The organism is Phaeobacter cretensis (genome assembly GCF_047372505.1).
Classification (GTDB): domain Bacteria; phylum Pseudomonadota; class Alphaproteobacteria; order Rhodobacterales; family Rhodobacteraceae; genus Phaeobacter; species Phaeobacter cretensis.
Map to the genome: position 1 here is coordinate 1,148,428 of NZ_JBKBEU010000001.1, position 23,572 is coordinate 1,171,999.

Genomic DNA, 23,572 nt, shown 5'->3' on the forward strand with positions numbered 1-23,572 from the left:
TCCCATTATTTCAAAAGGAGGCTACTCAGCCACCTTTCTGATCATAGGCTGTACCCCAGCCCCAAGCACCGGAGCCAAAGCCACGGGCCACAACACGCTCGCGGTAGACGGCCGATACAACATCGCCATCTCCGGCAAGCAGCGCCTTGGTCGAGCACATCTCGGCACAGATGGGCAACTTGCCCTCGGCGATCCGGTTGCGACCGTACTTGGAGAATTCCGCATTGGAATGGGTCTCCTCGGGGCCACCGGCGCAGAAGGTACATTTATCCATCTTGCCACGGCTGCCAAAGTTGCCTGCCTGTGGGTACTGCGGCGCGCCAAACGGGCATGCATAGAAGCAGTAACCGCAACCAATGCACAAATCCTTGGAGTGCAGGACCACGCCTTCTTCGTTCTGATAGAAGCAATCAACCGGGCACACCGCCATACAGGGTGCATCCGAGCAATGCATACAAGCAACCGAGATCGACCGTTCGCCGGGCTTGCCATCATTGATGGTTACAACCCGACGCCGGTTGATACCCCAAGGCACCTCGTGCTCGTTCTTACAGGCGGTCACGCAGGCGTTGCATTCAATGCAGCGTTCGGCGTCACAGAGAAACTTCGCTCTTGCCATATCTCTTTCTCCTTATGCTGCGCTGATTTTGCAGAGAGTACATTTCGTCTCCTGCATCTGCGTTACGCTGTCGTAGCCATAGGTCTGTGCGACGTTGCAGCTTTCACCCAAAACATAGGGATCAGCGCCATCGGGGTATTTGTCGCGCAGATCCTCGCCTTGGTAGTGACCGCCAAAGTGGAACGGCATGAAGGCTACGCCCTCTCCGACCCGCTCTGTGACCATCGCCATGACTTTGACCTTGCCGCCCTCGGGGCCTTCAACCCAGACCTGAGAGCCATCCCGAATACCATTATTGTTGGCATCGCGCGGGTGCATTTCGACGAACATGTCTTGCTGCAATTCCGCCAACCATGGGTTGGACCGGCTCTCTTCACCACCGCCTTCGTATTCAACCAGACGACCGGAGGTCAAAATGATCGGATACTCCTTGGAGACGTCGTTTTTCTGGATCGACGCATAGAGGGTCGGCAGCCGGTAGGCATGGCGATCCTCATATGTCGGGTAGTCTTCAACCAGATCCCGACGGTTGGTGTACAGCGGCTCGCGGTGAATTGGCACCGGATCCGGGAATGTCCAGACCACGGCACGGGCCTTGGCATTTCCGAACGGTGCACATTCATGCGCAATCGCCACCCGCTGAATACCGCCCGACAGGTCGGTTTTCCAATTGGTTTTGGGTCCAGCCACGGCATCAATCGCGGAACGTTCGTCCTCAGTCAGCTCGCCGTCCCATCCTAAGTCCATAAGCATCTGCATGGTAAACTCAGGATAGCCGTCCTGGATTTCGGAATTCACGGAATAAACGCCATCCGCCAAGAGATTGTCGCCATCGCGTTCCACACCAAATCGGGCACGGAAGGTCAGGCCACCCTCGGAGACCGGTTTGGACATATCATAGAGGTTCGGCGTGCCAGGATGACCCATTTCGGCGGTGCCCCAGCAGGGCCAGGGCATACCATAGTAATCCCCGTCAGCAGGACCACCAATCGCCCGCAACGTAGTGCGGTCAAAGGTGTGCTGATTGGCCATATGCGTCTTCATCCGCTCCGGCGATTGGCCGGTATAACCGATGGTCCACATACCACTGTTGAATTCGCGCGTTACGCTCTCAACATTCGGGGTTTCCGCATCTTCCATTTCGATATTGCGGAAGAAACGATCACCCCAACCAAACTTATTCGCAAATTTGGCAATGATCACATGGTCCGGCAGGCTCTCAAACAGCGGATCAACAACCTTGTCGCGCCATTGCAAGGAACGGTTGGACGCAGTGACTGAGCCTCTGGTCTCAAATTGAGTGCAGGCCGGCAACAGATAGACACCATCGGTGCGATCATGCAGGACGGCAGAGACAGTTGGATACGGGTCGACAACGACCAGCATGTCCAGCTTCTCCATCGCCGTCTTCATCTCCGTCATACGGGTCTGAGAGTTCGGCGCGTGACCCCATAGAACCATTGCCCGGACATTATTGGGCTGGTCCATGTTCTCCTTGTCTTCAAGGATACCATCAATCCAACGACTGACCGGGATACCCGTCAGGTTCTGCATCGACTTATCTTTGCCGTCAGCGCCTTTGGTCGTGTCAAACTGGCCGGCCAGCCATTCGCGATCCTCACCCCAGACACGGCCCCAATGCGCCCATGCGCCCTTGGATAGACCATAATAGCCCGGCAGCGTGTGGCTCAGAACACCAAGATCGGTCGCGCCCTGCACATTGTCATGGCCGCGGAAGATGTTGGTGCCACCACCCGACGTGCCCATGTTCCCCAGCGCAAGCTGAAGGATGCAATAGGCACGTGTATTGTTGTTACCAGTGGTGTGCTGGGTGCCGCCCATACACCAGATTACGGTGCCGGGACGGTTGTTAGCCAATGTCCGTGCAACCCGCTTGAGCTGGCTACCGGGGGTGCCGGTGACGCGCTCCACCTCTTCAGGATTCCAGTTGGCAACCTCTTCACGGATCTGATCCATACCCCAGACGCGAGTGCGGATGAACTCTTTGTCCTCCCAGCCGTTTTCAAAGATGTGCCACAGAATACCCCAGACCAATGCCACGTCTGATCCGGGACGGAACCTCACATATTCGTCGGCATGGGCCGCGGTACGGGTAAACCGGGGATCACACACGATCAGAGGCGCGTTGTTCTGTTCTTTGGCCTTCAGCACATGCAACAGCGATACCGGATGTGCTTCAGCCGGGTTGCCGCCAATGATAAAGATAGCCTTGGAGTTATGGATATCGTTATAGCTGTTGGTCATGGCGCCGTAGCCCCATGTGTTCGCGACACCTGCCACCGTGGTCGAATGACAGATCCTCGCCTGATGATCGACGTTGTTGGTGCCCCAGTAGGCGGCAAACTTGCGGAACAGATATGCCTGTTCGTTATTGTGCTTTGCCGAGCCGAGCCAATAAACGGAATCCGGCCCACTCTCGTCGCGGATCTGCATCATGCCATCGCCGATCTCGTTGATCGCCTGTTCCCAGCTGATGCGTTTCCATTCCCCGCCCTCTTTCTTCATCGGGTATTTGAGGCGACGTTCACCATGGGCGTGTTCACGCACCGACGCGCCCTTAGCGCAGTGCGCGCCCAGATTGAACGGGCTGTCCCAACCGGGTTCCTGACCGGTCCAGACACCGTTTTGCACCTCTGCCACAACAGTACAGCCGACTGAGCAGTGAGTGCAGACGGATTTAACGGTTTCGACAGCACCGGCAGCCGCAGTTGCTGCATTTGCCTTAGTGACAGAGCCACCTGTGGCACTGATAGCAGCAAGGCCACCGATGGCCAGGCCAGATCCGCGCAGAAACGCGCGGCGGTCAACGGAGCTCTCCGCAACCTTGGACAGGATACTGGTCCGCTGGGGGCGTCGCGCAACCCCGTTGGTCTTTTTCCTAAGCATGTGTTCCTCCCTTGCTTCCCTTACAGGTTCGCTGGGTTATTGGGGGCCTTTGGCAGTCGGGCGTCACGCAACCAGTCGCCATTGGCGTTCAGACGTCACCGGCTTGTCAGAACCGGAGACTGTCGTAGTACGCGCGAGTATGCGTGGTATCCTGTATCACTTCCGACGTCAGGTCCGGCTCGGCTGCTTCTGCCGAACCACCGGTCGTTGCGACTGCTACCGCCGCAATCGGCGTTGTGGTCGCTGCCAGCCTTAGAAAGTCGCGGCGGCTGGTAGCCTCCTCGTTCTTTCTGGTCATGTGATCCTCCTCCTCAAATGTTGGCTCACGGGGTTATGGACCGGCGAACCGGCCCGGCTCAGGCGGATTGCTCCGCACTCATTCGAAATCCTTCGGCCTCGATCTCCATGAAGACGCGCCCAACGGCACCGACAGCGGCGTATAAAACTGAATTCTTGGCCGCTTCGAGATCGGAGTAAAAATGGCTCGCCCATGGGCCGATGTGCTTATTGAAGAACTGTTTTTGGTCGGCCAACGGGGCCGTTGCACCAAATCGACCGGCAATCAGCGCTCCCATCATCTCCATCAGCGAGGCGATGTTATCTTCCGGCTCATAGACATTCTGCGCCCGTGTCATCCCGCGCGCAGCCATGTCTTGCCGTAGGGCTGCCAGCGGTTTCTCGTTCAGGAACCCCGTTAGGTAATAGCTGGCATACGGCAACAGTTCGCCACGACCTAACCCGATGAACAGTTTATTGAATTCCCGTTCAGCTGCGCTGGGTTTAGTGAGCTTGGCCAGTTTTGCCAATGCGTTGATGGCCGTGCCTAAATCGGTGTCATCACCAGATAAAGATGCCATCTGGCTCAGCAACATATCATCTGGAGGGGCGGCCAGCATTAGTCCCAGAAAATTATAGAGATCCGCGCGCAGGCGATCCTCATCACGAGGTACCGCCATCGTTGAAGCAGCGATCTCACTCTGGGTTTGCTCTGCCGTCATACGTCTCTCCTATGTGGCCATCTCTGGGATCTTGTTTCTAAGCAGCAGGTCGCTGTTCCCATCATGTGGCTGTTCCTTCGACAGATGCATCCGTCGCGAAGGTAAACCGCATCCGTCGCGGCGGTAGCGCCGCATGCTCCGAGGTGTCAAATCCCTCTACAGGCTGTGTACTTGCGTCCGGTTCCAACTCATCCCGGTCAACACCCAAGAGGGTCTCCGCTGAACGCAGCGGCGTTGTTGGTAACCGCGTCGTTGTCACACCGGTCGCAGTGTCAGGCGATGCCAGATGGACCTCCGCGACCTCCGGCAGCTCCAATTCCGCAAGCGTTGAATCGCTGTCATCACCCTCAAGAGCCGCAGCCTCTTCGACTTGACGAGCTAGCTCTTCGACATGGGCAGTCATGCCCTTTCCCACCTGATAGGCCGTCTGTAGGTTCTCCACGACCATGGAGCTGTCGGTGAAATCTTCGCCGTAGTCCAGCAGACCATCGACATTGGCCAACACGGGATTTGTCCGCCACAGCTTACGCAATGCGCGGGTCCGGATCCTTGCTGGAACGGTCTCGCGCAAAAAAACGCTAAAATCGTCCCCTTTGCCCAGAGTGTCCGGGTCGGGTAGCTCCATCTCTTCGAGGATTTCGGCGTCACTCTTGTCTGCCAACTGCCCTTCCGCTTTGGCCAGCTCAGCGGTTCGCAACTCAGCCTCATTCGCCTTCATCTCTTCTGCGACGCGGGCGCGACGACGGGACCAGAAATCATCACCGCTCATGACAGACGTGCCTTCTTAAGCGTCGGCGAGCGGTACACATCCGTCAGCTGCGTTATGCGCGGATCGCCGATACCGTCCTCGGTTGCACCTGTATTCACCCGGTCCCGACGCCGTTTCTTGAAAGGTTCATCATAATAATGCAGCTGCGCAAAGTCCCGGATCCACGCGATCAATCCCTCTGGCATCGGTACTTTCTCGACCAGATCTTCGCCGTTGTCAGCGTAGTCCTGCGCCTCATAGGGTGAGGCAGTCACCAAAAGTACGTCAAGCGGGCGATCGTCCGCCGCATCCTCACGTAGGATGATATAGATACAAGGCGGCTCGGCGGTCAGCCCGTGAAGATAAGCCTCTGCCTCGCTGCGGTGCAGTTCCAGTGGCAGTGTCGCGGCGTGGAACTCGCTAACTTCTCCCTCTGCCCGCAACAATTGCCAATCTGCATCTGCCGCGCCGGGCAATACAGAGCTGGCTTTCCAAGACCAACGCGCCCAACGAGTAACACCCGGTTGACGTCGCAATACGACGCCCAACGGCATAACATCTGTGCTTGTTGTGCGGTCTGCGGTCTCGGTCACGCCAAAGCCCTGTCCTCGGTTCGGTTGTCGAAACAGTGCCGCATCCCTTCGACAGGCTGAAAGATAAGTTTTGCTGATCGCACATTAAATCAACATCAATGGTCAAATTGACCAGCCCATGGTGACACCGCAAGGCGGCCCGGACGAAAAGTCTAATTTGACTATTTCACTCAGACTTAACGCTGGAGGCAAACAGCTCCAAAAAACTGCGAATCACCCAGTCCAATTGCCCCAACGGTCACCTCCCTTTTCCGCAAATTGCGGTTTACCTGCTCGTGCAAACATGCCTAGTCTAAGCTCGAACTGGCGGATTTATGCTGCTGTCAACGACTGCCGAACACGCGGAGATTACATGCCTAAGCAACTGATTTTATGCGATTGTTCAGGAACTCAGTCGATCGACACTGAGGCATTGTCGCACAGCACCGGCCTGCCCTGCTCCAAATTGTATTCTGCGCTTTGTACCGACGAAATTGAGCAGGCAGCGGCGGCCCTAGGCCAAGGAGATGCAATTATTTGTTGCGCCCAAGAGCACCGCATTTTCGACGCTCTGGCAGAGGAAATAGATAGCCCGGCACCCGATTATCTCGACCTCCGTGACCGGGCCGGATGGACTGCCGACACTGGGTCAACACTGCCCAAAATGACCGCATTGATCGCCGAAGCGACGCTGACGCCGCCGCCTGCAAAGACCGTTGACCTGCATTCAGAAGGGCTTTGCCTAATCATTGGCGCGCCGGATGTGGCGTTTGCCGCAGCAGAGCGGCTGCAGGATAATCTAGCGATCACCGTGTTGCTGGACAGCCCCGACGTGCCACCGACTACTCGCGCCTATGATGTCATTTCTGGCCAGTTGCGACGCGCTCAGGGCGCATTGGGACAATTTGCTGTAACCATTGATCGGCTACAGCAACTGGATGTTACCGGCCGCAGCTGGACATGGGGTCCGGCGCAAGACGGCGGACAATCAATTTGTGATATCATTCTAGATCTACGCGGTGGTCAGCCGCTCTTTCCAGCGCCCGAAAAGCGTGACGGCTACTTACGCGCTGATCCAAAATCTGCTCTGGCAGTTGCTGAGGCAACGATGGCTGCCAGTCAGCTGATCGGGACCTTCGAAAAACAACTTTACGTGCGCAGTGAGCCGCTGTTATGCGCCCATTCCCGTGCAGGTCAGATCGGCTGCACACGCTGCCTTGACGCCTGCCCAACAGGGGCGATCACCCCCGCTGGCGACCATGTCAGTATTGATCCAATGGTCTGCGCCGGTTGCGGTTCCTGTGCATCGCTTTGTCCCTCTGGTGCCATCACCTACGATGCACCACCCACGGACGCGCTGATGCGGCGCATTCAGACCCTGGCCAAAGCGTTTCTTGACGCGGGCGGTAACGCCCCTCGCCTGCTGGTGGTAGATCACCACGGTGATGAAATGGTGCAACTGGCCGCTCGCCATGCCCGCGGACTGCCTGCGGATGTCATCCCATTATCAGTTTATGCGCTCAACAGCTTTGGACATGCCGAAGGGCTCGCCGCCCTCGCTGCTGGGTTCTCCGAAGTTTCGGTCTTGCTCTCCCCCAAGGCGGAGGGAGACGTCCAAAACCACGAAATCACCCTGGCAACCGCAATTGCCGGTCCACATCTACATCTTCTCGACGTTAACGACCCTGAACAGCTGAGCGATGTGCTCTTTGCCCGAGAAGGTACCCGCACCTTGGTCGAGACCCGGCAACGTCCGATCGGCAACCGCCGACAGATCACTCGGCAAGCTGCCAAAGCGCTATTGCCAGATACTGACACCCTTCCCCTTCCCGAGGGCGCTCCCTACGGCGCGGTATTAGTATCGGCAGACAATTGCACATTGTGCCTGTCCTGTGTCTCGCTCTGCCCCTCTGGCGCATTGGGAGACAATCCCGACCTGCCACAGTTGCGATTTCAGGAGGACGCCTGCCTGCAATGCGGTCTGTGTGCGAATATCTGTCCCGAGGATGCGATCAGCTATGAACCGCGCCTCAATTTGACATCTGAGGCGCTGTCACAGGTCGTCCTGCACGAAGAGGAGCCATTCGCCTGTGTCGAATGCGGGTCACTTTTTGGAGTAAAGTCCACAATCGACAAGATCACCGAAAAACTGGCAGGCAAACACTCCATGTTCGCCAACCCAGATGCTGCGCGGATGATCCAAATGTGTGATGATTGTAGAGTAAATGCACAGTTTCATCAGAAAAACTCTCCCTTTGCGGGCGCAGATCGCCCCAAGGTTCGCACAACCGAAGACTATCTCAGCAAGCGCAAAGACCATTGATCCAGACGCGCCTAGCCAGAATGATGAGCCTATTTATGCTCCAACGGCGCACCAAGATCAGCAGGGGTGAGGACGGCCACATAGGCCAGAATGTTCTCCAGTTCATCCAGCGTAATCTCCACCGGGACAATCGGCGAGGGGCGCGCCTCATTAAAGGGCGGCGTCACATCGGCAACCTGGGTAAAGGCCGGATGCGGGTTCAACGCGTAGAACGCCTGGAACCGTTCTTGCCAATCGGTAAGGCTGCGCAGGACATAAAACGACGGCGTCGATCCGATGCTGTTCATCCGCCCGGCCTCTTCTACCGCATGACAGCGCCCACAGTGGGTCTTGGACAGCTCATACCCAAGCCCGGAATCGCCTTCCCAGACTGTCGCCTCGGCCAGCGCATCAATCTGTTCTGGCACCTGAAACATCTGGGTACCATCGGGGGCAAAGGCTGCAATCGTGCGCCCGCCCACGTCAGAGGCCAGCCAATCCGCAAACCGTCGCGCCCCTGCATGATCCGGAGTGATCAGCTGCAGATGCCAGATCAAGCCATCGCCCACCATAACTGGTTGACCAGTTGGCCCCAGCGCCGCGTCAGCGGTACTGCCGATATCGACAATCTCAACCCGCACCTGTGTTTTCAGCGAAAATCGCGGCAGCAGAAAACCCAGCACACCGGTCTCAATCAGTGCCTGAGGCGCAATCAATCGCAACTTGCGCGGATCAGTCTCAGCCAACCCGAAGGCGGGTCGCAGGATCACCGCGATCACAAATATCGCGAGTATTCCCGCGTAACGACGCAAAAGAGTGCATACCCAAACCATATGAAATGCTAAGAAACCATCTACATAGTCGTCAAGAACTGTTGCAGCCGGGGCAGACATCTCCGCAGCCAACCATCCACAAACAAGTCTGCTTGAAACAAGCGAATAACAGGAAGGAGCAACCCCGGCGTGTCCCTCACTCGTGAAATCGTCCTTGAGGCGCTCAAGACCATTAAGGACCCCGTGTCCGGCACTGATATCGTCGCTGCCGGTATCGTCCGCGCACTCAACATCGAAGAGAGCACAGTCCGCTTTGTTCTGGAAATTGACCCGGCTAAATCCGACATCTACGCCCCTATCCGGGACGAGGCTGACGCCAAGGTGACCGCCCTGCCCGGAGCCGAGAAGGTCTCAGCCATGTTGACAGGGCACTCTGCTAAATCCCCCCCTGACCTAAAGCCGAACAAACCCGCACAGCCGCAGGGGCCGCAGAAAATTCCTGGCGTGGATCGCATCGTCGCCGTTGCCTCGGGAAAAGGTGGCGTCGGAAAATCTACAGTCTCGGCCAATATCGCTTGCGCGCTGGCGGCCCAGGGCCGCCGCGTTGGACTATTGGACGCCGATGTCTATGGCCCTTCGCAACCGCGGATGCTGGGTGTGTCTGGTCGTCCTGCCAGCCCGGATGGAAAGACTATTCTACCGATGCGTAACCATGGGGTCACCATGATGTCGATCGGCCTGATGACCAATGAGGATCAAGCGGTGGTCTGGCGCGGCCCGATGCTGATGGGTGCATTGCAGCAAATGATGATGCAGGTTCAATGGGGCGCACTCGATGTGCTGATCGTTGACCTGCCGCCGGGCACCGGTGATGTTCAGATGACGCTGGCACAGAAAGCACATGTGGATGGGGCTATCGTGGTTTCCACCCCCCAAGATGTGGCTTTGATTGACGCCCGCAAGGGCATCGACATGTTCCAAAAGCTAAACGTACCGATCCTAGGTATGATCGAAAACATGTCCACTCACATCTGCTCCAACTGCGGGCATGAGGAGCATGTCTTTGGGCATGGCGGCGTCGCAACAGAGGCTGAAAAGCTCAACGTACCGTTGCTGGCGGAAATACCTTTGCATCTGGATGTGCGTCTGGCCGCCGACGGTGGTGCGCCTATCGCAGTCAGCAAACCGGACAGCGCTCAAGCCCAAGCATTCCACGATCTGGCCGCCGATCTGGTCAACAAAGGCCACGCATGACCGAACCGAGCTTTCCACCGCTCATGGCAGGCCATGCAGCATCAGGGGCGGAAGATCCCTTTGCGCTTGCTTCTCAGAAAGCTGTCCTGGGTTGCGATGCCGGTCTGATCGTACACAACCTCGCCTCGGATCGCCTCAGCGTCGCGTTGGTCTGTGCGCCGGAGGTCCCGCTGGCCAAAGCGATGACCATGCTGCCAATCAGTGGTATTGCTTTTCAAAACGCCCTTGGCGCACTGGCCCCGCCGGAGGTTGCGGTACATCTGCAATGGGATGGCGGTATCCGCATCAATGGCGGGCGCTGCGGGCACCTACGCGTCGCTGCCAGCACCAATGATCCAACGACCACTCCAGACTGGCTGGTGATAGCTCTGGACCTCGCACTGTGGCCGCCAAGCGATGTGGAAACTGGCACCACGCCGGAAGATACCGCGCTTTATGCCGAAGGCTGCGCCGATGTTGATGCTGTTGGCCTTCTGGAAAGCTACGCCCGACACGCCTTGCATTGGATAACGCGTTGGGAGGATGACGGCACCGAACCGGTTCACAGCACCTGGCGCGGGTTGGTCCATGGCATTGGCGACGACCTAAGCCAAGGTTCCCTTACTGGTACCTTTCTTGGAGTGGACGAAAATTTCGGCCTATTGCTACGCGACGCTGAGACTACCCACTTGATCCCCCTTACCACCTTGCTGGAGACCCCGTGATGCAGTTGGCCCGAGCCATTCATTTCGACGAAAGTGACCAGAACGTCTTTGCCAGCCCTGCGCGCACCGGTGAATGGTGCATCTCGGGTGGGTTTGAGTTTTCCAACTGGGAGCAGGCTGATCTGACCGGAAAACAACGCCAGGCATTTGCCAATGGCTGGATGGGGTTGGAAACCGGAGGCCGAGCCACATTTGTAGCGGTCACGAAAATCGAAGAGACTGAGCTGGCTACTCTCACCGATCTACTGGCGAAGCATTTTGTGAGCTACTATGGCGCGCCGGATGCAGACACTGCGCGCCCCGTGGCCGAGGAGGAGCTCGCCCATATGGCAGAGCTCTGCGCAGACCACGCACCCAACACGCTACTAACTGTGATGCGCGAACTGACAGACGCTGGCGTCAAGGAAAGCTATCGTGCGATCGAAGCTCAGGATGCAGGGCTTGAGCAGTTTGCAATCCACGTCACCGATGATTGATCACTATTGCTTGTGAACACAAACACACCAAACATGATTACGCGGTGCGTTTGTTTTGATGCTGACATCTTGGTCAACGCTAATCACTGCTTGGCGTTGAACACAAACAGTGATTCACCATTGATCTGATAGCTGTTGATCAATTGTTTGGCAGTGTCAGACACCAGCCATTCCTCCAGCTTGATCGCTAGACCCGCTTTTACATGGTCGTGCTTCTCTGGGTTTACGGGCAGGTAGGCATATTGGTTGAACAAAACCGGATCACCAGAATAGAGCAATCCGAGGTCACCCTTGTTGGCGAAATTGAGCCAACTCGCTCGGTCTGACATGATGTAGCCATCCATGCCTGATGCAGTGTTCAGCGCAGCCCCCATACCCGCACCAACAGCGTTGTACCAATTGCCAAATGCGTCTGGTTTCAAATCTGCAGCAACCCAAAGACTAAGCTCCTTCTTATGGGTGCCGCTGTCGTCCCCTCGGCTGACAAACGCCGCTTCGGCACCCGCAATTTTCCGCAGGGCCTCTTTGGCTGAGCTGGCAGAATTGACCGCCGCTGGATCTGCCTCAGGTCCGATAAACACAAAATCATTATACATGATCTCGCGGCGGTGGGTGCCGTTCGCCCCCGCCAGAAACGCCTCCTCGGCTTTTTGGGAATGCACAAGAATGGCGTCGACATCGCCAGCCTCGCCCAGGCGGATCGCCTGACCCGTCCCCACCACCAACAGCTGTACATCCAACCCCAGATCAACCTTGATCTGCGGCAGTAGCACCTCGGCAAGGCCTGAGTTGTGGAACGATGTGGTCACCGCAAGCTTCATATCCTCCGACAAGGCCGGAGTCCCTAGCACAAGAGCAGCCAATGCCCCAAATACAGTATACTTCATTCTACAATATCCCCTCTCAAAAATGCGCGTCCCTGTTCGGTGTGCGGTCGGGTAAAAAAAGACTCAGCCGCAGAAAATTCTGCGATCTCTCCGTGCAGCACAAACAGCACCTCATCCGCCAAGCGTTGCGCCTGCCCCATATTATGAGTGGACATGATCAATCGCGTCCCTGCCGTCGCTGCTTCGGTCAGGATCTCCTCGATCTCACGAGTAGCCCGCCCATCTAGCGATGCACAGGGTTCATCCAGAAACAACAGCTGCGGCTTGCGGATCAAGGCCCGCGCCAGCGCCAGTTTTTGCCGTTCACCACCGGACAACAGCACCGCAGGTCGTTGCAGGGCATCGCCCAACCCGATCCGGTTGGCCCAAATCTCGGCCGCTGCCAGCGCTTCTTGGCGTGGCACCCGGTTCAGTCGCAATGGATAGGCGATATTCTCAACAACCGAACGCCTCATCATCACTGGTGTCTGGAATACAAATGCTTGCTGTCGCTGCGCCTCGGCAGTGGTACAGCCCCATTTGATCTGCCCCTGTCCCAACCGCAGAATACCATGCAACATCTTCAGCAAAGACGTCTTGCCGGATCCGTTTGGTCCAATCACGATCGTGGTGCCATGGCCATCGAGCCGTAGGTCAACGGGCCCAATCAGCGTCTTGCCGCGCCTGCGCACCTGCGCTCCCTCAACTGACAAAGGAAACAGGCCACTCACCACCGACCCTCACTTTCAGTTTTACCCAACCAGTGAATGGTCAGATTGACTGCTACCGCCAGCGCGATCAGCACGAATCCTAGGCCCAGCGCCATGGCAAAATCGCCTTTCCCGGTCTCCAGCGCAATCGCCGTGGTAAGAACACGGGTCGCATGGTCGATATTGCCACCGACAATCATGATCGCACCGACTTCGCCAATCGCACGGCCAAAACCAGCTAATGCCGCCGTTAGCAAGGCGCGCCGCCCATCCCAAAGAAGCGTACGGATCCGCTGGGACTGACTTGCATTCAGGGAGATCAGCAGGTCATGATAGTCACTCCACAGATCTCTCAGTGACTGATGCGCGATGGATGCGACTAGCGGGACAATAATGATCACTTGCGCGACAATCATCGCGGTGGGCGTAAACAGCAACCCCAGCACGCCAAACGGCCCGGCCCGTGACAACATCACATAGACCACAAGACCCACAACAACGGGCGGCAGCCCCATTAGGGCATTAAGTACTGCAATCGCTACCCGGCGTAGCCGGAAGCGGCGCACAGCCAATAGGGCAGCCAGCGGCAAAGCAATCGCCGATGCCACTAGCAACGCGGTCAAAGTGACCCGTAACGATCGCAATGTGATCTCCACCAGATCATTATCCAGCGTGATCACCAGCCAAACGGCCTGGACCAGTCCTTCCCAGAGATCAGACATGGAGGTGGAGCTTCTCCCTTGTGGGACCGGTCTTACCGCTTCCGTCTACGGTGTTTATCCTATCTGCAAACCACAATATCAGGCCGCCCAATAGACAAAAACGTCATCTAAGTCGAAATTTGGACAAAATGACCCCAGACCGTTTGCGCTGACATTGTTGAAAGGACATAAGGTCGTGGCACAAATGATCTCGTCAATTAGCCGACACTGTTCAGCTAGCGCTGATTTGCAGAAGGAATTTCGGGTTTTCATACGATAAACCTGCTTCCTTTGCTTGCGCGCTATATGTGAACATGAAACAAGAATTTCCCAAAGTGCCATGTCTGGCGCAGCTTTGAGGAAATGCCATGTTCGATCTGCAAACCATGCGCGATCAGCTCGCCAACCACTATGATCTTGCGCCAAATCCGGCTCTGGCCGCAGAGATGTCCGCAATCCACGCCAAGATGGACCGGGTGGTAAATCCCATCGATTGGGCCACCTATGCGCCATACGTCGCCGCTATCCTTGCCCTCAAGAAAGAGCGCAACGCGGTAATTCTCGCGCACAACTACATGACACCTGAAATCTACCACGGCGTTGCCGATGTGGTCGGCGACAGCCTGCAACTCGCGATGGAGGCTACCAAGGTCGAGGCGGATGTGATTGTGCAGTGCGGTGTACATTTCATGGCCGAGACCTCCAAAATCCTAAGCCCCGACAAGATCGTATTGATCCCAGATATGGAGGCCGGCTGTTCGCTAGCAGAATCGATCACCGCTGACGGCATTGCACAGATGCGTGAGAAATACCCCGGCGCGCCAGTTGTCACCTATGTGAACACCACTGCCGAAGTCAAAGCGGCCTCGGATATCTGCTGCACCTCGTCCAACGCAGCCCAAATTGTTGCAGCGCAAGAAAGCGATACGGTGATCATGACGCCGGACCAGTACCTGGCTCAGAATATTGCCCAACAGGTGCCACAGAAAAACGTGGTCTGGTGGGAGGGCTCCTGCATCGTTCATGAACAGTACACTGCAAAAGATCTGCGCGATTTCCGAGAATGGAACCCAGGCACACGGTTGATCGCACATCCCGAGTGCCCACCGGATGTGGTGAATGAAGCCGATTTCTCCGGGTCGACCAGCGGCATAATCAAATATGTAACTGATGAAAAACCAGAAAAGGCGATGCTGATTACAGAATGTTCGATGGCCTCGAATATCGCTGATCAGTTGCCGGAAGTTGATTTCGTAGGGCCATGCAACATGTGCCCCTACATGAAGAAAATCACGCTGGAGAAAATCCTTTGGTCACTGCACACCATGTCCGAACCGGTAGAAGTCGACCCACAGGTCGCGGAAAAAGCACGTGTCGCCGTGCAGCGTATGATCGATCTTAGCCAGAAGCTGGGGATCTGATCTTTGGACACCTCGGGCGTCAAGTTCACATCCCAACCTTCACTCGGCAATCCAACCGCAGAACAGGTGGGTGTTCAGCCCCTCAACGAAACCACTGGCAGCTACAACACCAATCGCGTGGTGATCGTGGGCGCCGGCATGGCCGCGCTTTATGCCGCTCTTGAACTGGCTCCGCACCCCGTCCTGATGATCTCACCCGAAACCCTTGGTGAAGGTGCCAGTTCTGCCTGGGCGCAGGGCGGTGTCGCTGCAGCAATGGATCAGGCCGACAGCCCAGCGGCCCATGCCACCGATACGGTACGTGCAGGCGCCGGCACGGTTGATGCAGCCGTCGCCGAAATGGTCACCAAGGTCGCACAGGATCATATTCTGGACCTCACAAACCTTGGTACGCCTTTCGACCGTACCGCAGAAGGCGGCTTTGTCATGAGTCGCGAGGCAGCCCATTCCATGGCCCGTGTAGTACGGGTAAAGGGCGATCAGGCCGGTCGCCAGATCATGGAAACGCTTATCGCGGCCGTGCGCGCCACCCCATCGGTGCAAGTCTATGAAGGTACGCAGGCTGTCCGATTGGAGGTAGAAAGCGACCGCGTAACCGGAGTTTGGGTAAACGACGCCAGCGGCACCTCGGCGCCCCTGTTGATCCACGCACCGGCGATCCTTCTGGCTGGTGGCGGTTCTGGCGGGCTATTTGCGCATACCACCAACCCGCCTCGCATCAGAGGGCAAGTAATCGGGTTTGCTGCCCGTGCAGGCGCTCGAATCGCCGATCCAGAATTTGTGCAGTTCCACCCTACAGCCTTTGACATCGGTGAAGACCCGGCCCCTCTCGCGACAGAAGCCCTGCGCGGCGATGGCGCGACACTGATCAACAAGAATGGCATTCGGTTTATGTTGGCTACGCACGCAGACGCTGAGCTGGCTCCGCGTGACATTGTGGCCCGCGCGATTTTTGCCGAGACCCAGGCCGGGCGACGACCGATGCTGGACACCCGAGATGCCCTGGGTACAGAGGTTCTGAGCCGTTTCCCCACCGTGGCCGAAACCTGCGCGCGCGCAGGTATTGACCCAGTCGCGAACGCAATTCCAGTAACGGTCGCCGCACATTATCACATGGGTGGAGTAGACACCGACATGCAAGGACGCGCCAGTCTAAGCAATCTCTGGGTTTGCGGTGAAGCCTCTTCGACCGGGTTGCACGGTGCCAATCGCCTTGCCTCCAATGGCCTGCTGGAGGCGCTGGTGTACGCCCGTACCGCCGCGCAAGATATCGGTGAAACGCTGGGCCTACAGCCTGATCCACTGCGTGTGTCTCCCGAACTTTCTTTGGCATTTGTCCCGGCAAACATGCCTGCAGCACCCGCTTCCGCTATCAGCAAACTTCGCGAGACCATGACGGCCTGTGTCGGCGTGCTGCGCGATGAGGCCGGACTCGAGACCGCCTTGGCAACCATAGAACAGCTGCTGATTGAGCATGGCGATGACGAGGGTTTTGCCAATATGTGCGCAACTGCCACTTTGATCACCGCCGCAGCATTGGCCCGCCGTGAAAGTCGCGGAGGCCACTTCCGCACCGATTTCCCCGAAGCCGATCCCACGCTGGCCCACCGCACCCACATTACCCTCACCGAGGCACGCACAATCCGCGCTGCCGCCATCAAGGATCCGACATGACCCCGTCCTTCGCCACGCTGCCAGACCTGATCGTCGAACCTTTGGTCCGCGCCGCCCTGCTGGAAGATCTCGGCCAAAGCGGTGATGTCACCACACGTGCCGTTATCCCGATGGGAACCACATACGAAGCCAGTCTAAACGCCCGCAGCGAGGGGGTGGTATCCGGCATGCAGATCGCGCGCATCGCCTTTCATCTGGTTGACCCGTCACTGAAAATCGAAACGCTTGTGCCGGATGGCCGCCCGTGTGCGCAGGGCCAAACCTTGATGACAATTGAGGGCTCCGCAGCGTCAATCCTGTCCGGCGAGCGCGTCGCGCTAAATTTTGCGGGGCGCCTGTCCGGAGTCGCCAGTCTAACCGCCAGTTTTGTAGCCGAGACCAAAGGCACTGAAACCCGCGTCACTTGCACCCGGAAGACCACGCCCGGCCTGCGCATGGTCGAAAAACAGGCCGTGCTGCATGGCGGTGGTTACAACCATCGCTATGGCCTGTCTGATGCGATCCTCATCAAAGACAATCATATCGCCGCGGCTGGCGGTGTAGCCGCCGTTCTGCGCGCCGCTAAGGCCAATGTCAGCCATATGATGAAAGTAGAGATCGAAGTTGATCGTCTCGACCAGTTGCAAGAGGCGCTCGACACCGGTGGGGCTGATGTCGTGCTTCTGGATAATATGGACACGCCAACCCTCACCCAGGCAGTTGCACTGGCCAAGGGTCATCTGGTGACTGAGGCATCCGGCAATATGCGTCGCGATCGTATCGCAGAGGTTTCTGCCACCGGTGTTGACTATATTTCATCCGGGGCGCTGACCCATTCGGCGCAAACACTGGATCTGGGCCTCGACTTCTAGACTTACTAAGCCTGACTGGTAAGATGAAAACGGGGGCCTGTGGCCCCCGCATCTTTTTCTATTCTGGCCGCTCGGGTCGCCTCAACCAGATCTCAACCGCCGTCCGGAACATTTGGCGCACCCACACGGATCGGAATAGCTGACAACATTACAACGCTCACCCCGTCCAGATTACGCACCTCATAATCCGGCCCTGCGGCGCCCGCTTGCACCTCCTGAGGTAATTCAGCACAGTGCGTGGATCCCATCGCGCACATGATCACCTCGCGACCGGTCAACTGGGTCAGGCGAAAGGCAACCGAAAGATCATGCTGCAGCCCAGATTTCTCGCCCGAGCTTAACGACAGATAGGTCCCCGTCACATAGATCGGCCCATCCACCGGGATGATCTGATCTACCATCCTACGGCTATCCGTCTGCCACGCGGTCACGTCGCGATGTTGCAATATGTTGAAGGCCAGGTAGATCATGGCAACAAACGCTAAAAGATTACGGCCAATGCGATCCCAGCCTGCGCCTCTCACAGTCAGCTCTTGTGACATCAGCCCCAGAAGCACTGCGTAGTACAGCCAGACAAACCCGGAAACCCGCGGCGGCAGCGTAATGCCTGTTTTGACTGTTTGGATGAATATCAACGCCATACCAAGGCAAATGCCAGCCAGTGGGTAGACCGCGCGCCAGGGATCAGATTTGCCGACCTCCCAGACTGCCCAACCAAACAGCACCAACTGAAACAGCGTCAATGGCATAAAATGAAACGACACAAGAGATGCTGAGCTGCTCAGAAACTCTCCAATCAGACCAATGTTCTCCAGCACCGATGCCAAATCATGCGCCGGGTTCGGCATCCGCCATTCCGCCATAGGAATACCAAAGACACCGTGGAACAGATAATTCAACGAATAGATCGAAGCCATCGCCAGAGCAAAACACAGAATAAACAGCCCCAGCAGAGCCGCCAGATCCTTGGCTGACCGTTGCGTGTCTGCGCGAGTCAGGCAAAGCGCCAGCAGAAAAAACGGGTAGGTGGTGTAAGCGGTCAACGCCATCGGAACAAAGGGCACCAGAAGCCAGCGGCAAACTCGCTCAGACAACTGTGTCGTTGCCAATGCATAGATGGCAAGGATAGCCATGCCCGGGATCAATGTGTTGAACCACAGCGAGATTAGCAGCGCAGGCGCAGATAGGCCTGCAATCAACGCCACCGCTCCCTTGCGCCATAACGCCGCCTCACGCCCAAGCGCGTTATGCGCCAAACACCCCAGAACCACTGCCCAAAGCGCGTTGTAGATCAGATAGTTGATCCAGCTAGGTAACAAGGTTTCGCGGAGATGCCATAGATAATTGACCCAACGCCCTTCCATCAGTGTTTTGATGTAATAGGTTTCGGCATCCCCGAAGAGCGCCGGATAGTCATCGTGACGGATCAGCGGATCCGGCAACTGGAATGCCGCCGCAATCAGCAACCCAACAAAGGCCACTGCGATTGTCGCCGCCAATGGCAGTAACATATTCCGAGACGCCACTCCCGGGCTGTCCATCACCAGTGTCATTACATAGCGCCTTTTGCTGAATCAGCGCCTACCAGCCCCGCTGCACGTGCCTGCCGCGCGATAATCGCAGCGCGGATTTGGGCAATACGCGTAACCATCGGCCGCGGCATCGCGGACACCACACCCCGGCGCAGCCGCCACCCAAGACTCCCCGCTAGAGGCACAGGTTGCTCTGCTGGAATTTCTGTAGCCAGAACCTCCGCTGGCAAGCCGGTACGTCCTGCGTCATTCATATAAAGAACTGTATTGTAGCGATACCAGGGCTCTACACCCTCAGCGTTTTTTAGTGCTGGGCGCACACAGTCGAAGGCACGATACCCTTTGGCTGCAAAGAGGTCTTGCCAGAAGGATAGAGGTTGTTCGTTGATATGAAACTCCCCCCCCTGCCCCGGTACAGCGGCTGAGAACAGGATACGATTCGCATGGCGGGTCAATCCTGCGACCAATTTGTGCGATGCATCCGCGGGCAAATGCTCGCCCACCTCCAGGCTTTGGGCCAAATCAAATCGGCGTCCCAGATCAACATCCTGCGTCAGATCCGCTGCGTGATATTGTGCTGCCGGAATTGCAAGACGGCTGCGATCTACGTAGTCGCCATCAACACCCGCGATATCTTCCACACCCGATTTTGCCCATTCACTAAGCCAGACACCGCGACCGCTCCCCAAATCCAAGACACTGCGTGCTCCTAACCAAGGTTGAACAGCAGCAATCAGCGCCTGTGCGGAACTGCGTGCACCAATATCGATGTAGTCGTAAAACTCATTTGAATAGACATGCGACACAGCAAGCGTCTCCTCTTTATAGGCCGTTGCCGGCATAGACCCAGATTTTGAAAAACAGATAATTTTGCACCGGCAGCCAGACTGCTGCGATCGTCGCCGCCATCCAGTCGGGCCAGCCCAGCATCGGACCGATAAAAGTCGTCAGCAGACCAGACGCAACAAACCCAAGCCCGACAGCACACCCGAACCGCATTGCCTGACGTGGCTGATTAAGTTTCTGGCGAAAGGTCCAGACAGTCTGTCCGACATATTGCGCCAAGACCGCCAGTCCAAAAGCCAAGGCATTGGCAAACCCCGTCACCAGGCCGATTTGCAAGAAAATCAGAAACAACAACACATAGATCGCAGCAACTGTAACACCAACGATGGCGAAGCGGACTAACTGCCCAAGGTCCTGTTGAGCAACAGAGCGGATCATGACGCTTCTTTATGCGCAGGCTGCGGTGCCCGGTCTTCAGCCAGTCGAGCTTCGCCGATGAAGTCCACCGCATGAGCGGATGGATGCCCCGTTTCCTGCGACAGAAAATAAAGCGGTCGTTGCTTGCTCTCCATATAGAGGCGCCCGACATATTCGCCGAGGATTCCCAATGTTAGCAGCTGGATTGCCGAGAAGAACGAGATCGCCAAGAGAACCGAAGCCCAACCAGGCACCGTGCTAAACAGGATTAGGGAGCCAAAGACATAGACCGCCATCAGAACAGTCACCAAAAGGCTGACAAAAGCTAGGCGGGTGGCCATTTTGAGCGGCTTGGTAGAAAATCCTGTCAGCGCATCGGTGGCAAAGCGAACCATCGCCTTAAAGGGATATTTAGTCTCGCCTGCGACACGGGCCTCACGGATGTATTCCAACCCGATCTGGTGGAAGCCAGCCCAGGCAAACATACCCCGAATAAACCGAGCGCGTTCGGGCATTTTCAGCACTGCATCCAGTGACCGGCGGCTTACCAAGCGGAAATCCCCGGTGTCCTTCGGGATATCCACGTCAGACAACGTATTGAGGAAACGGTAGAACACATAGGCTGTCGCCTTTTTGAATAGCGTTTCGCCCTGACGTTCAGCCCGACGGCCATAGACCACATCATAGCCGCGATTCATCATCATCATCATGTCTGGCAAAATTTCAGGTGGATCCTGCAGATCAGCGTCCAGCATAAAAATGCGCGCGCCTTTTGCGGCCTCCAGCCCGGCGGTCAGGGCAACCTGGTGGCCACGGTTGGCCGATAAGCGAATACCACGTACAACGGGGTGCCGTGTATGGGCCGCCTCCATAGCAGCCCATGTCTCATCACTGGAGCCGTCATCGACTAAAATGATCTCAGCCCGTTCCGCCCAAGGTTCGATTGCCTGCACCAACCGATCCACCAACAGGGGGATGGACTCTTCCTCATTATAGCAGGGTACAACAACGGATAGATGCACCTTCTCGCCCCAATTCTGTTTATCGTCTGCTCACAACCGGAGGACCATCCGCCCGGCATTCCAGCGCGATGAAAACATCTCAAGGGGCTATTCTCACCCGAAATGGTTAACGCGCAGTTCTGTTTTTGGTCACAGAACATGGCCAAACCGTGGCGAACTAGGGGTCAATCCGGGGAAAAACAGCGATTTTTAACAGGATTTGATGCGAAATCACAAACAATCGCGCGGCAGGGTCTGGCTCCATTCCTTAACACAGACCTCGTGGTTGTAAGTCCCTTCACTGGCCACAACCTTGCGCCAGAGGTGGAAATCCTGCGTATCGCCACGCATCAGATTGTCGGTATCGACCTGCACACGCCAATCACCACGCGCAAACGTAAACTGCCACTGGCTGCTGAAGGTCGCGCCCGCCGGGTCATCAGGATGTACGGAGTAGCGCATGGCCACATGACTGCCGACCTCCATCCCGTGCACGGGATCAATCGCTGAGCCGTAGTCGTCAAATGTCTCCAGAACCAGCGTCCCGTCGTCCTCTTCATAAGTATTCGATGTACCAGAAGCTGCGCGCGTCACCGCTGCTGCATATACGGGATATTTCCGTGCCACATCCGGCGCCTGTGCGTCGGCTTCCACCGGTACCGTTCGCTCCGGCAGGATCAGAGCACAAGCATCCAGATGCAATGTCAGCGCCACGGGTTCGGGACTAGGCCAGACAATTGGCCAATAGGAAGTCGAGAGCGCCAACCGCAGCACATGCCCCTGCCGCAAGTGGTGCGCACATTCATTCAAGTCAAATTCGACCTCATAGCGTTGGCCGGGCACCAGCTGCCGCGCGATCTCATGATTGTCATCGTGACACAGATTACGCCCGCGATAGGTAATCCGTTGCGACACACCATCAGGTGCCACGTCGCAAAGCCGTGCCACCACCTGCGCGACCGGTCGGTCAACTGAAAACGCCAACCGCACCTTCGCCCGCCCCAGAATTTCCAATGGAGCCTCTAGCGGCGCGCTGTCAAAACAAGCAGACAGCGCATCATCGCCGGACTGATCACCGGGCAACTCATTGTCGATACGCATACCGGCGCAGAAGTATCCGCCAGCCGCGCCAAGCGTGGCCGGGTTACTCACCACAACCTCGCCTGTGGCGGGCGTATTCTGCAAACAGCCATCTTGCCCTAACTGATGCGTAACCGCGCGAACATTAGGCGAGGGCCATTGTGCCTCTGCAATCCAGCGGCCCTGACGAGGTTTATTTTCCTTTGTGGGGACAAAATGCTCCTGCATGTAGGTGCGATAGTCCGGCAGCGCCTCTGCGCCACTGTTTTCACCCTTCAACCAACGGTCAAACCAGCGCAGAACTTCACCGTGAAAATCATGCGTGCCCAACTTAGAAATATGGGCATAGCGATGTTCCCACGGGCCGATTAGCGCCTTTGCTGGGGCTTGCATATTCTCCACAATCGCGGGAGGTGCGTTCAGATATGCGTCTGCCCAACCGGTGATCGCCAGCACAGGCGCTTCCATCGCTGACCAGTCCTCACAGACAGATCCATGTTTCCAGAAATCATCGCGTTGCCCATGGCCCAACCAGTCAGCGGCCATAAATGGCAGTGTTTCAATCCGCTCGACCCAAGCCTCACGCCAATCAGGGCGTAACTTAGGGTCCAACGGTCGCGTCTGATAGGCAAACATCTGCGAGGCCCAATTGGCATTGTCACTAAGCAGGCACCCCCCCATAAAATGAATATCATCGGCATAGCGATCCACAGTAGAAGCAACACTGACTACGGCTTTCAGCGCCTCGGGCTGGCGCGCGGCCAGTTGCAGGCCATTAAAGCCACCCCAGGAAATACCAATCATCCCGATATTTCCATTGCAACAGGTTTGCCCTTCAAGCCAAGCTAGCACTGCCTCACCGTCACTCAACTCCTGCTCAGAGTATTCATCGTCAAAGATCCCCTCGCTATCGCCGGTGCCAGCGATATCCACCCTCAGACAAACGTACCCTTCGGCGGCAAAAACCGGATGCGTGGTGGCATCGCGCGGTGCGGTGCCGTCGCGTTTGCGATAGGGTAGATATTCAAGGATAGCGGGATAGCGACCCTCGGCCACCGGGCGCCACATCCGAGCTGCTAATCTGCGCCCATCGGGCAGTGGAATCCACAGATGCTCGATGACAGTGATTTCCATTGGCATAAGCGCGCTCTCTTTTTGCGAATTTGACATCGGGGTATTT

Annotated in this window: 22 protein-coding genes; 7 read left to right on the forward strand and 15 right to left on the reverse strand. The window is 56.9% G+C overall.

The features are described from left to right. Window positions 1-25: 25 nt before the first annotated feature. The 6 genes from fdh3B to ACEWZM_RS05565 form a co-directional block, all read right to left on the reverse strand. Window positions 26-619: a formate dehydrogenase FDH3 subunit beta gene (gene fdh3B, locus ACEWZM_RS05540; protein ID WP_014875661.1), complete on the reverse strand. Its 594-nt coding sequence runs from the start codon at window positions 617-619 to the stop codon at window positions 26-28. A 12-nt stretch (window positions 620-631) separates the two neighbouring features. Continuing rightward, complete coding sequence (locus tag ACEWZM_RS05545; protein WP_414005487.1) at window positions 632-3,526, reverse strand: formate dehydrogenase subunit alpha; 2,895 nt, start codon at window positions 3,524-3,526, stop codon at window positions 632-634. Window positions 3,527-3,632: 106 nt separating this feature from the next. Further along, the gene (locus ACEWZM_RS05550; RefSeq protein ID WP_414005488.1) at window positions 3,633-3,824 is read right to left on the reverse strand and encodes a twin-arginine translocation pathway signal protein; all 192 of its coding nucleotides are present in this window, start codon (window positions 3,822-3,824) and stop codon (window positions 3,633-3,635) included. A gap of 58 nt (window positions 3,825-3,882) precedes the next feature. Further along, window positions 3,883-4,524 (reverse strand): TorD/DmsD family molecular chaperone, encoded by a 642-nt coding sequence (locus ACEWZM_RS05555; protein ID WP_414005489.1) that lies wholly within the window; start codon window positions 4,522-4,524, stop codon window positions 3,883-3,885. 61 nt (window positions 4,525-4,585) lie between these two features. Then, window positions 4,586-5,293 (reverse strand): DUF3306 domain-containing protein, encoded by a 708-nt coding sequence (locus tag ACEWZM_RS05560; protein ID WP_414005490.1) that lies wholly within the window; start codon window positions 5,291-5,293, stop codon window positions 4,586-4,588. Continuing rightward, window positions 5,290-5,826 (reverse strand): DUF3305 domain-containing protein, encoded by a 537-nt coding sequence (locus ACEWZM_RS05565; protein WP_414007968.1) that lies wholly within the window; start codon window positions 5,824-5,826, stop codon window positions 5,290-5,292. The genes ACEWZM_RS05560 and ACEWZM_RS05565 overlap by 4 nt, the downstream gene beginning before the upstream one ends. 391 nt (window positions 5,827-6,217) lie before the next feature. Here ACEWZM_RS05565 and ACEWZM_RS05570 point away from each other — a divergent pair, with 391 nt between their 5' ends. Further along, window positions 6,218-8,167, forward strand: coding sequence for a 4Fe-4S binding protein (locus ACEWZM_RS05570; RefSeq protein ID WP_414005491.1), 1,950 nt, complete (start codon window positions 6,218-6,220; stop codon window positions 8,165-8,167). Window positions 8,168-8,196: 29 nt separating this feature from the next. On the opposite strand, the gene ACEWZM_RS05575 is transcribed toward ACEWZM_RS05570, so the two are convergent. Further along, entirely contained in the window at window positions 8,197-9,039 is an 843-nt protein-coding gene (locus ACEWZM_RS05575; protein ID WP_414005492.1) for a hypothetical protein, read from the reverse strand. A gap of 69 nt (window positions 9,040-9,108) precedes the next feature. Between ACEWZM_RS05575 and apbC the strand changes: the two genes are divergently transcribed. From apbC to ACEWZM_RS05590, 3 genes are read left to right on the forward strand one after another with little or no spacing between them, the layout of a single operon-like run. Beyond that, window positions 9,109-10,173, forward strand: a complete 1,065-nt coding sequence (gene apbC, locus ACEWZM_RS05580; protein ID WP_414005493.1) for an iron-sulfur cluster carrier protein ApbC — start codon at window positions 9,109-9,111, stop codon at window positions 10,171-10,173. Beyond that, the gene (locus ACEWZM_RS05585; protein ID WP_414005494.1) at window positions 10,170-10,877 is read left to right on the forward strand and encodes a biotin/lipoate--protein ligase family protein; all 708 of its coding nucleotides are present in this window, start codon (window positions 10,170-10,172) and stop codon (window positions 10,875-10,877) included. Before apbC ends, ACEWZM_RS05585 begins: the two co-directional genes overlap by 4 nt. After that, a complete protein-coding gene (locus ACEWZM_RS05590) occupies window positions 10,877-11,353 on the forward strand; it encodes a DUF6505 family protein (protein ID WP_414005495.1) in 477 nt (158 codons plus the stop codon). The genes ACEWZM_RS05585 and ACEWZM_RS05590 overlap by 1 nt, the downstream gene beginning before the upstream one ends. An 83-nt stretch (window positions 11,354-11,436) precedes the next feature. Here ACEWZM_RS05590 and ACEWZM_RS05595 read toward each other — a convergent pair whose 3' ends face one another. The 3 genes from ACEWZM_RS05595 to ACEWZM_RS05605 are packed head-to-tail and all read right to left on the reverse strand — an operon-like array spanning window position 11,437 to window position 13,651. Then, a complete protein-coding gene (locus tag ACEWZM_RS05595; protein WP_414005496.1) occupies window positions 11,437-12,240 on the reverse strand; it encodes an ABC transporter substrate-binding protein in 804 nt (267 codons plus the stop codon). Further along, window positions 12,237-12,950, reverse strand: a complete 714-nt coding sequence (locus tag ACEWZM_RS05600; protein WP_414005497.1) for an ATP-binding cassette domain-containing protein — start codon at window positions 12,948-12,950, stop codon at window positions 12,237-12,239. Before ACEWZM_RS05600 ends, ACEWZM_RS05595 begins: the two co-directional genes overlap by 4 nt. Beyond that, window positions 12,947-13,651, reverse strand: a complete 705-nt coding sequence (locus tag ACEWZM_RS05605; RefSeq protein ID WP_414005498.1) for an ABC transporter permease — start codon at window positions 13,649-13,651, stop codon at window positions 12,947-12,949. The genes ACEWZM_RS05600 and ACEWZM_RS05605 overlap by 4 nt, the downstream gene beginning before the upstream one ends. A gap of 347 nt (window positions 13,652-13,998) precedes the next feature. Here ACEWZM_RS05605 and nadA point away from each other — a divergent pair, with 347 nt between their 5' ends. The 3 genes from nadA to nadC are packed head-to-tail and all read left to right on the forward strand — an operon-like array spanning window position 13,999 to window position 17,576. Beyond that, window positions 13,999-15,051 carry a quinolinate synthase NadA gene (gene nadA, locus ACEWZM_RS05610; protein WP_414005499.1) on the forward strand — a complete coding sequence of 351 codons (1,053 nt, stop codon included), beginning with the start codon at window positions 13,999-14,001 and terminating at the stop codon, window positions 15,049-15,051. 3 nt (window positions 15,052-15,054) lie between these two features. Continuing rightward, a complete protein-coding gene (locus ACEWZM_RS05615) occupies window positions 15,055-16,725 on the forward strand; it encodes an L-aspartate oxidase (RefSeq protein WP_414005500.1) in 1,671 nt (556 codons plus the stop codon). Beyond that, window positions 16,722-17,576 carry a carboxylating nicotinate-nucleotide diphosphorylase gene (gene nadC / locus ACEWZM_RS05620; protein WP_414005501.1) on the forward strand — a complete coding sequence of 285 codons (855 nt, stop codon included), beginning with the start codon at window positions 16,722-16,724 and terminating at the stop codon, window positions 17,574-17,576. Before ACEWZM_RS05615 ends, nadC begins: the two co-directional genes overlap by 4 nt. A gap of 92 nt (window positions 17,577-17,668) precedes the next feature. Here the strand turns inward: nadC and ACEWZM_RS05625 are convergent, their stop codons facing one another. From ACEWZM_RS05625 to ACEWZM_RS05645, 5 genes are all read right to left on the reverse strand, one after another. Continuing rightward, window positions 17,669-19,129, reverse strand: a complete 1,461-nt coding sequence (locus ACEWZM_RS05625) for a hypothetical protein (protein ID WP_414005502.1) — start codon at window positions 19,127-19,129, stop codon at window positions 17,669-17,671. After that, the gene (locus ACEWZM_RS05630) at window positions 19,129-19,914 is read right to left on the reverse strand and encodes a methyltransferase domain-containing protein (protein WP_414005503.1); all 786 of its coding nucleotides are present in this window, start codon (window positions 19,912-19,914) and stop codon (window positions 19,129-19,131) included. Before ACEWZM_RS05630 ends, ACEWZM_RS05625 begins: the two co-directional genes overlap by 1 nt. Before the next feature lie 16 nt (window positions 19,915-19,930). Next, on the reverse strand, window positions 19,931-20,332 hold the full coding sequence (locus tag ACEWZM_RS05635; RefSeq protein ID WP_414005504.1) for a GtrA family protein: 402 nt from the start codon (window positions 20,330-20,332) through the stop codon (window positions 19,931-19,933). After that, complete coding sequence (locus ACEWZM_RS05640) at window positions 20,329-21,333, reverse strand: glycosyltransferase family 2 protein (RefSeq protein WP_414005505.1); 1,005 nt, start codon at window positions 21,331-21,333, stop codon at window positions 20,329-20,331. The genes ACEWZM_RS05635 and ACEWZM_RS05640 overlap by 4 nt, the downstream gene beginning before the upstream one ends. 210 nt (window positions 21,334-21,543) lie before the next feature. Next, the gene (locus tag ACEWZM_RS05645; RefSeq protein WP_414007969.1) at window positions 21,544-23,532 is read right to left on the reverse strand and encodes a CocE/NonD family hydrolase; all 1,989 of its coding nucleotides are present in this window, start codon (window positions 23,530-23,532) and stop codon (window positions 21,544-21,546) included. Between the last annotated feature and the right edge of the window lie 40 nt (window positions 23,533-23,572).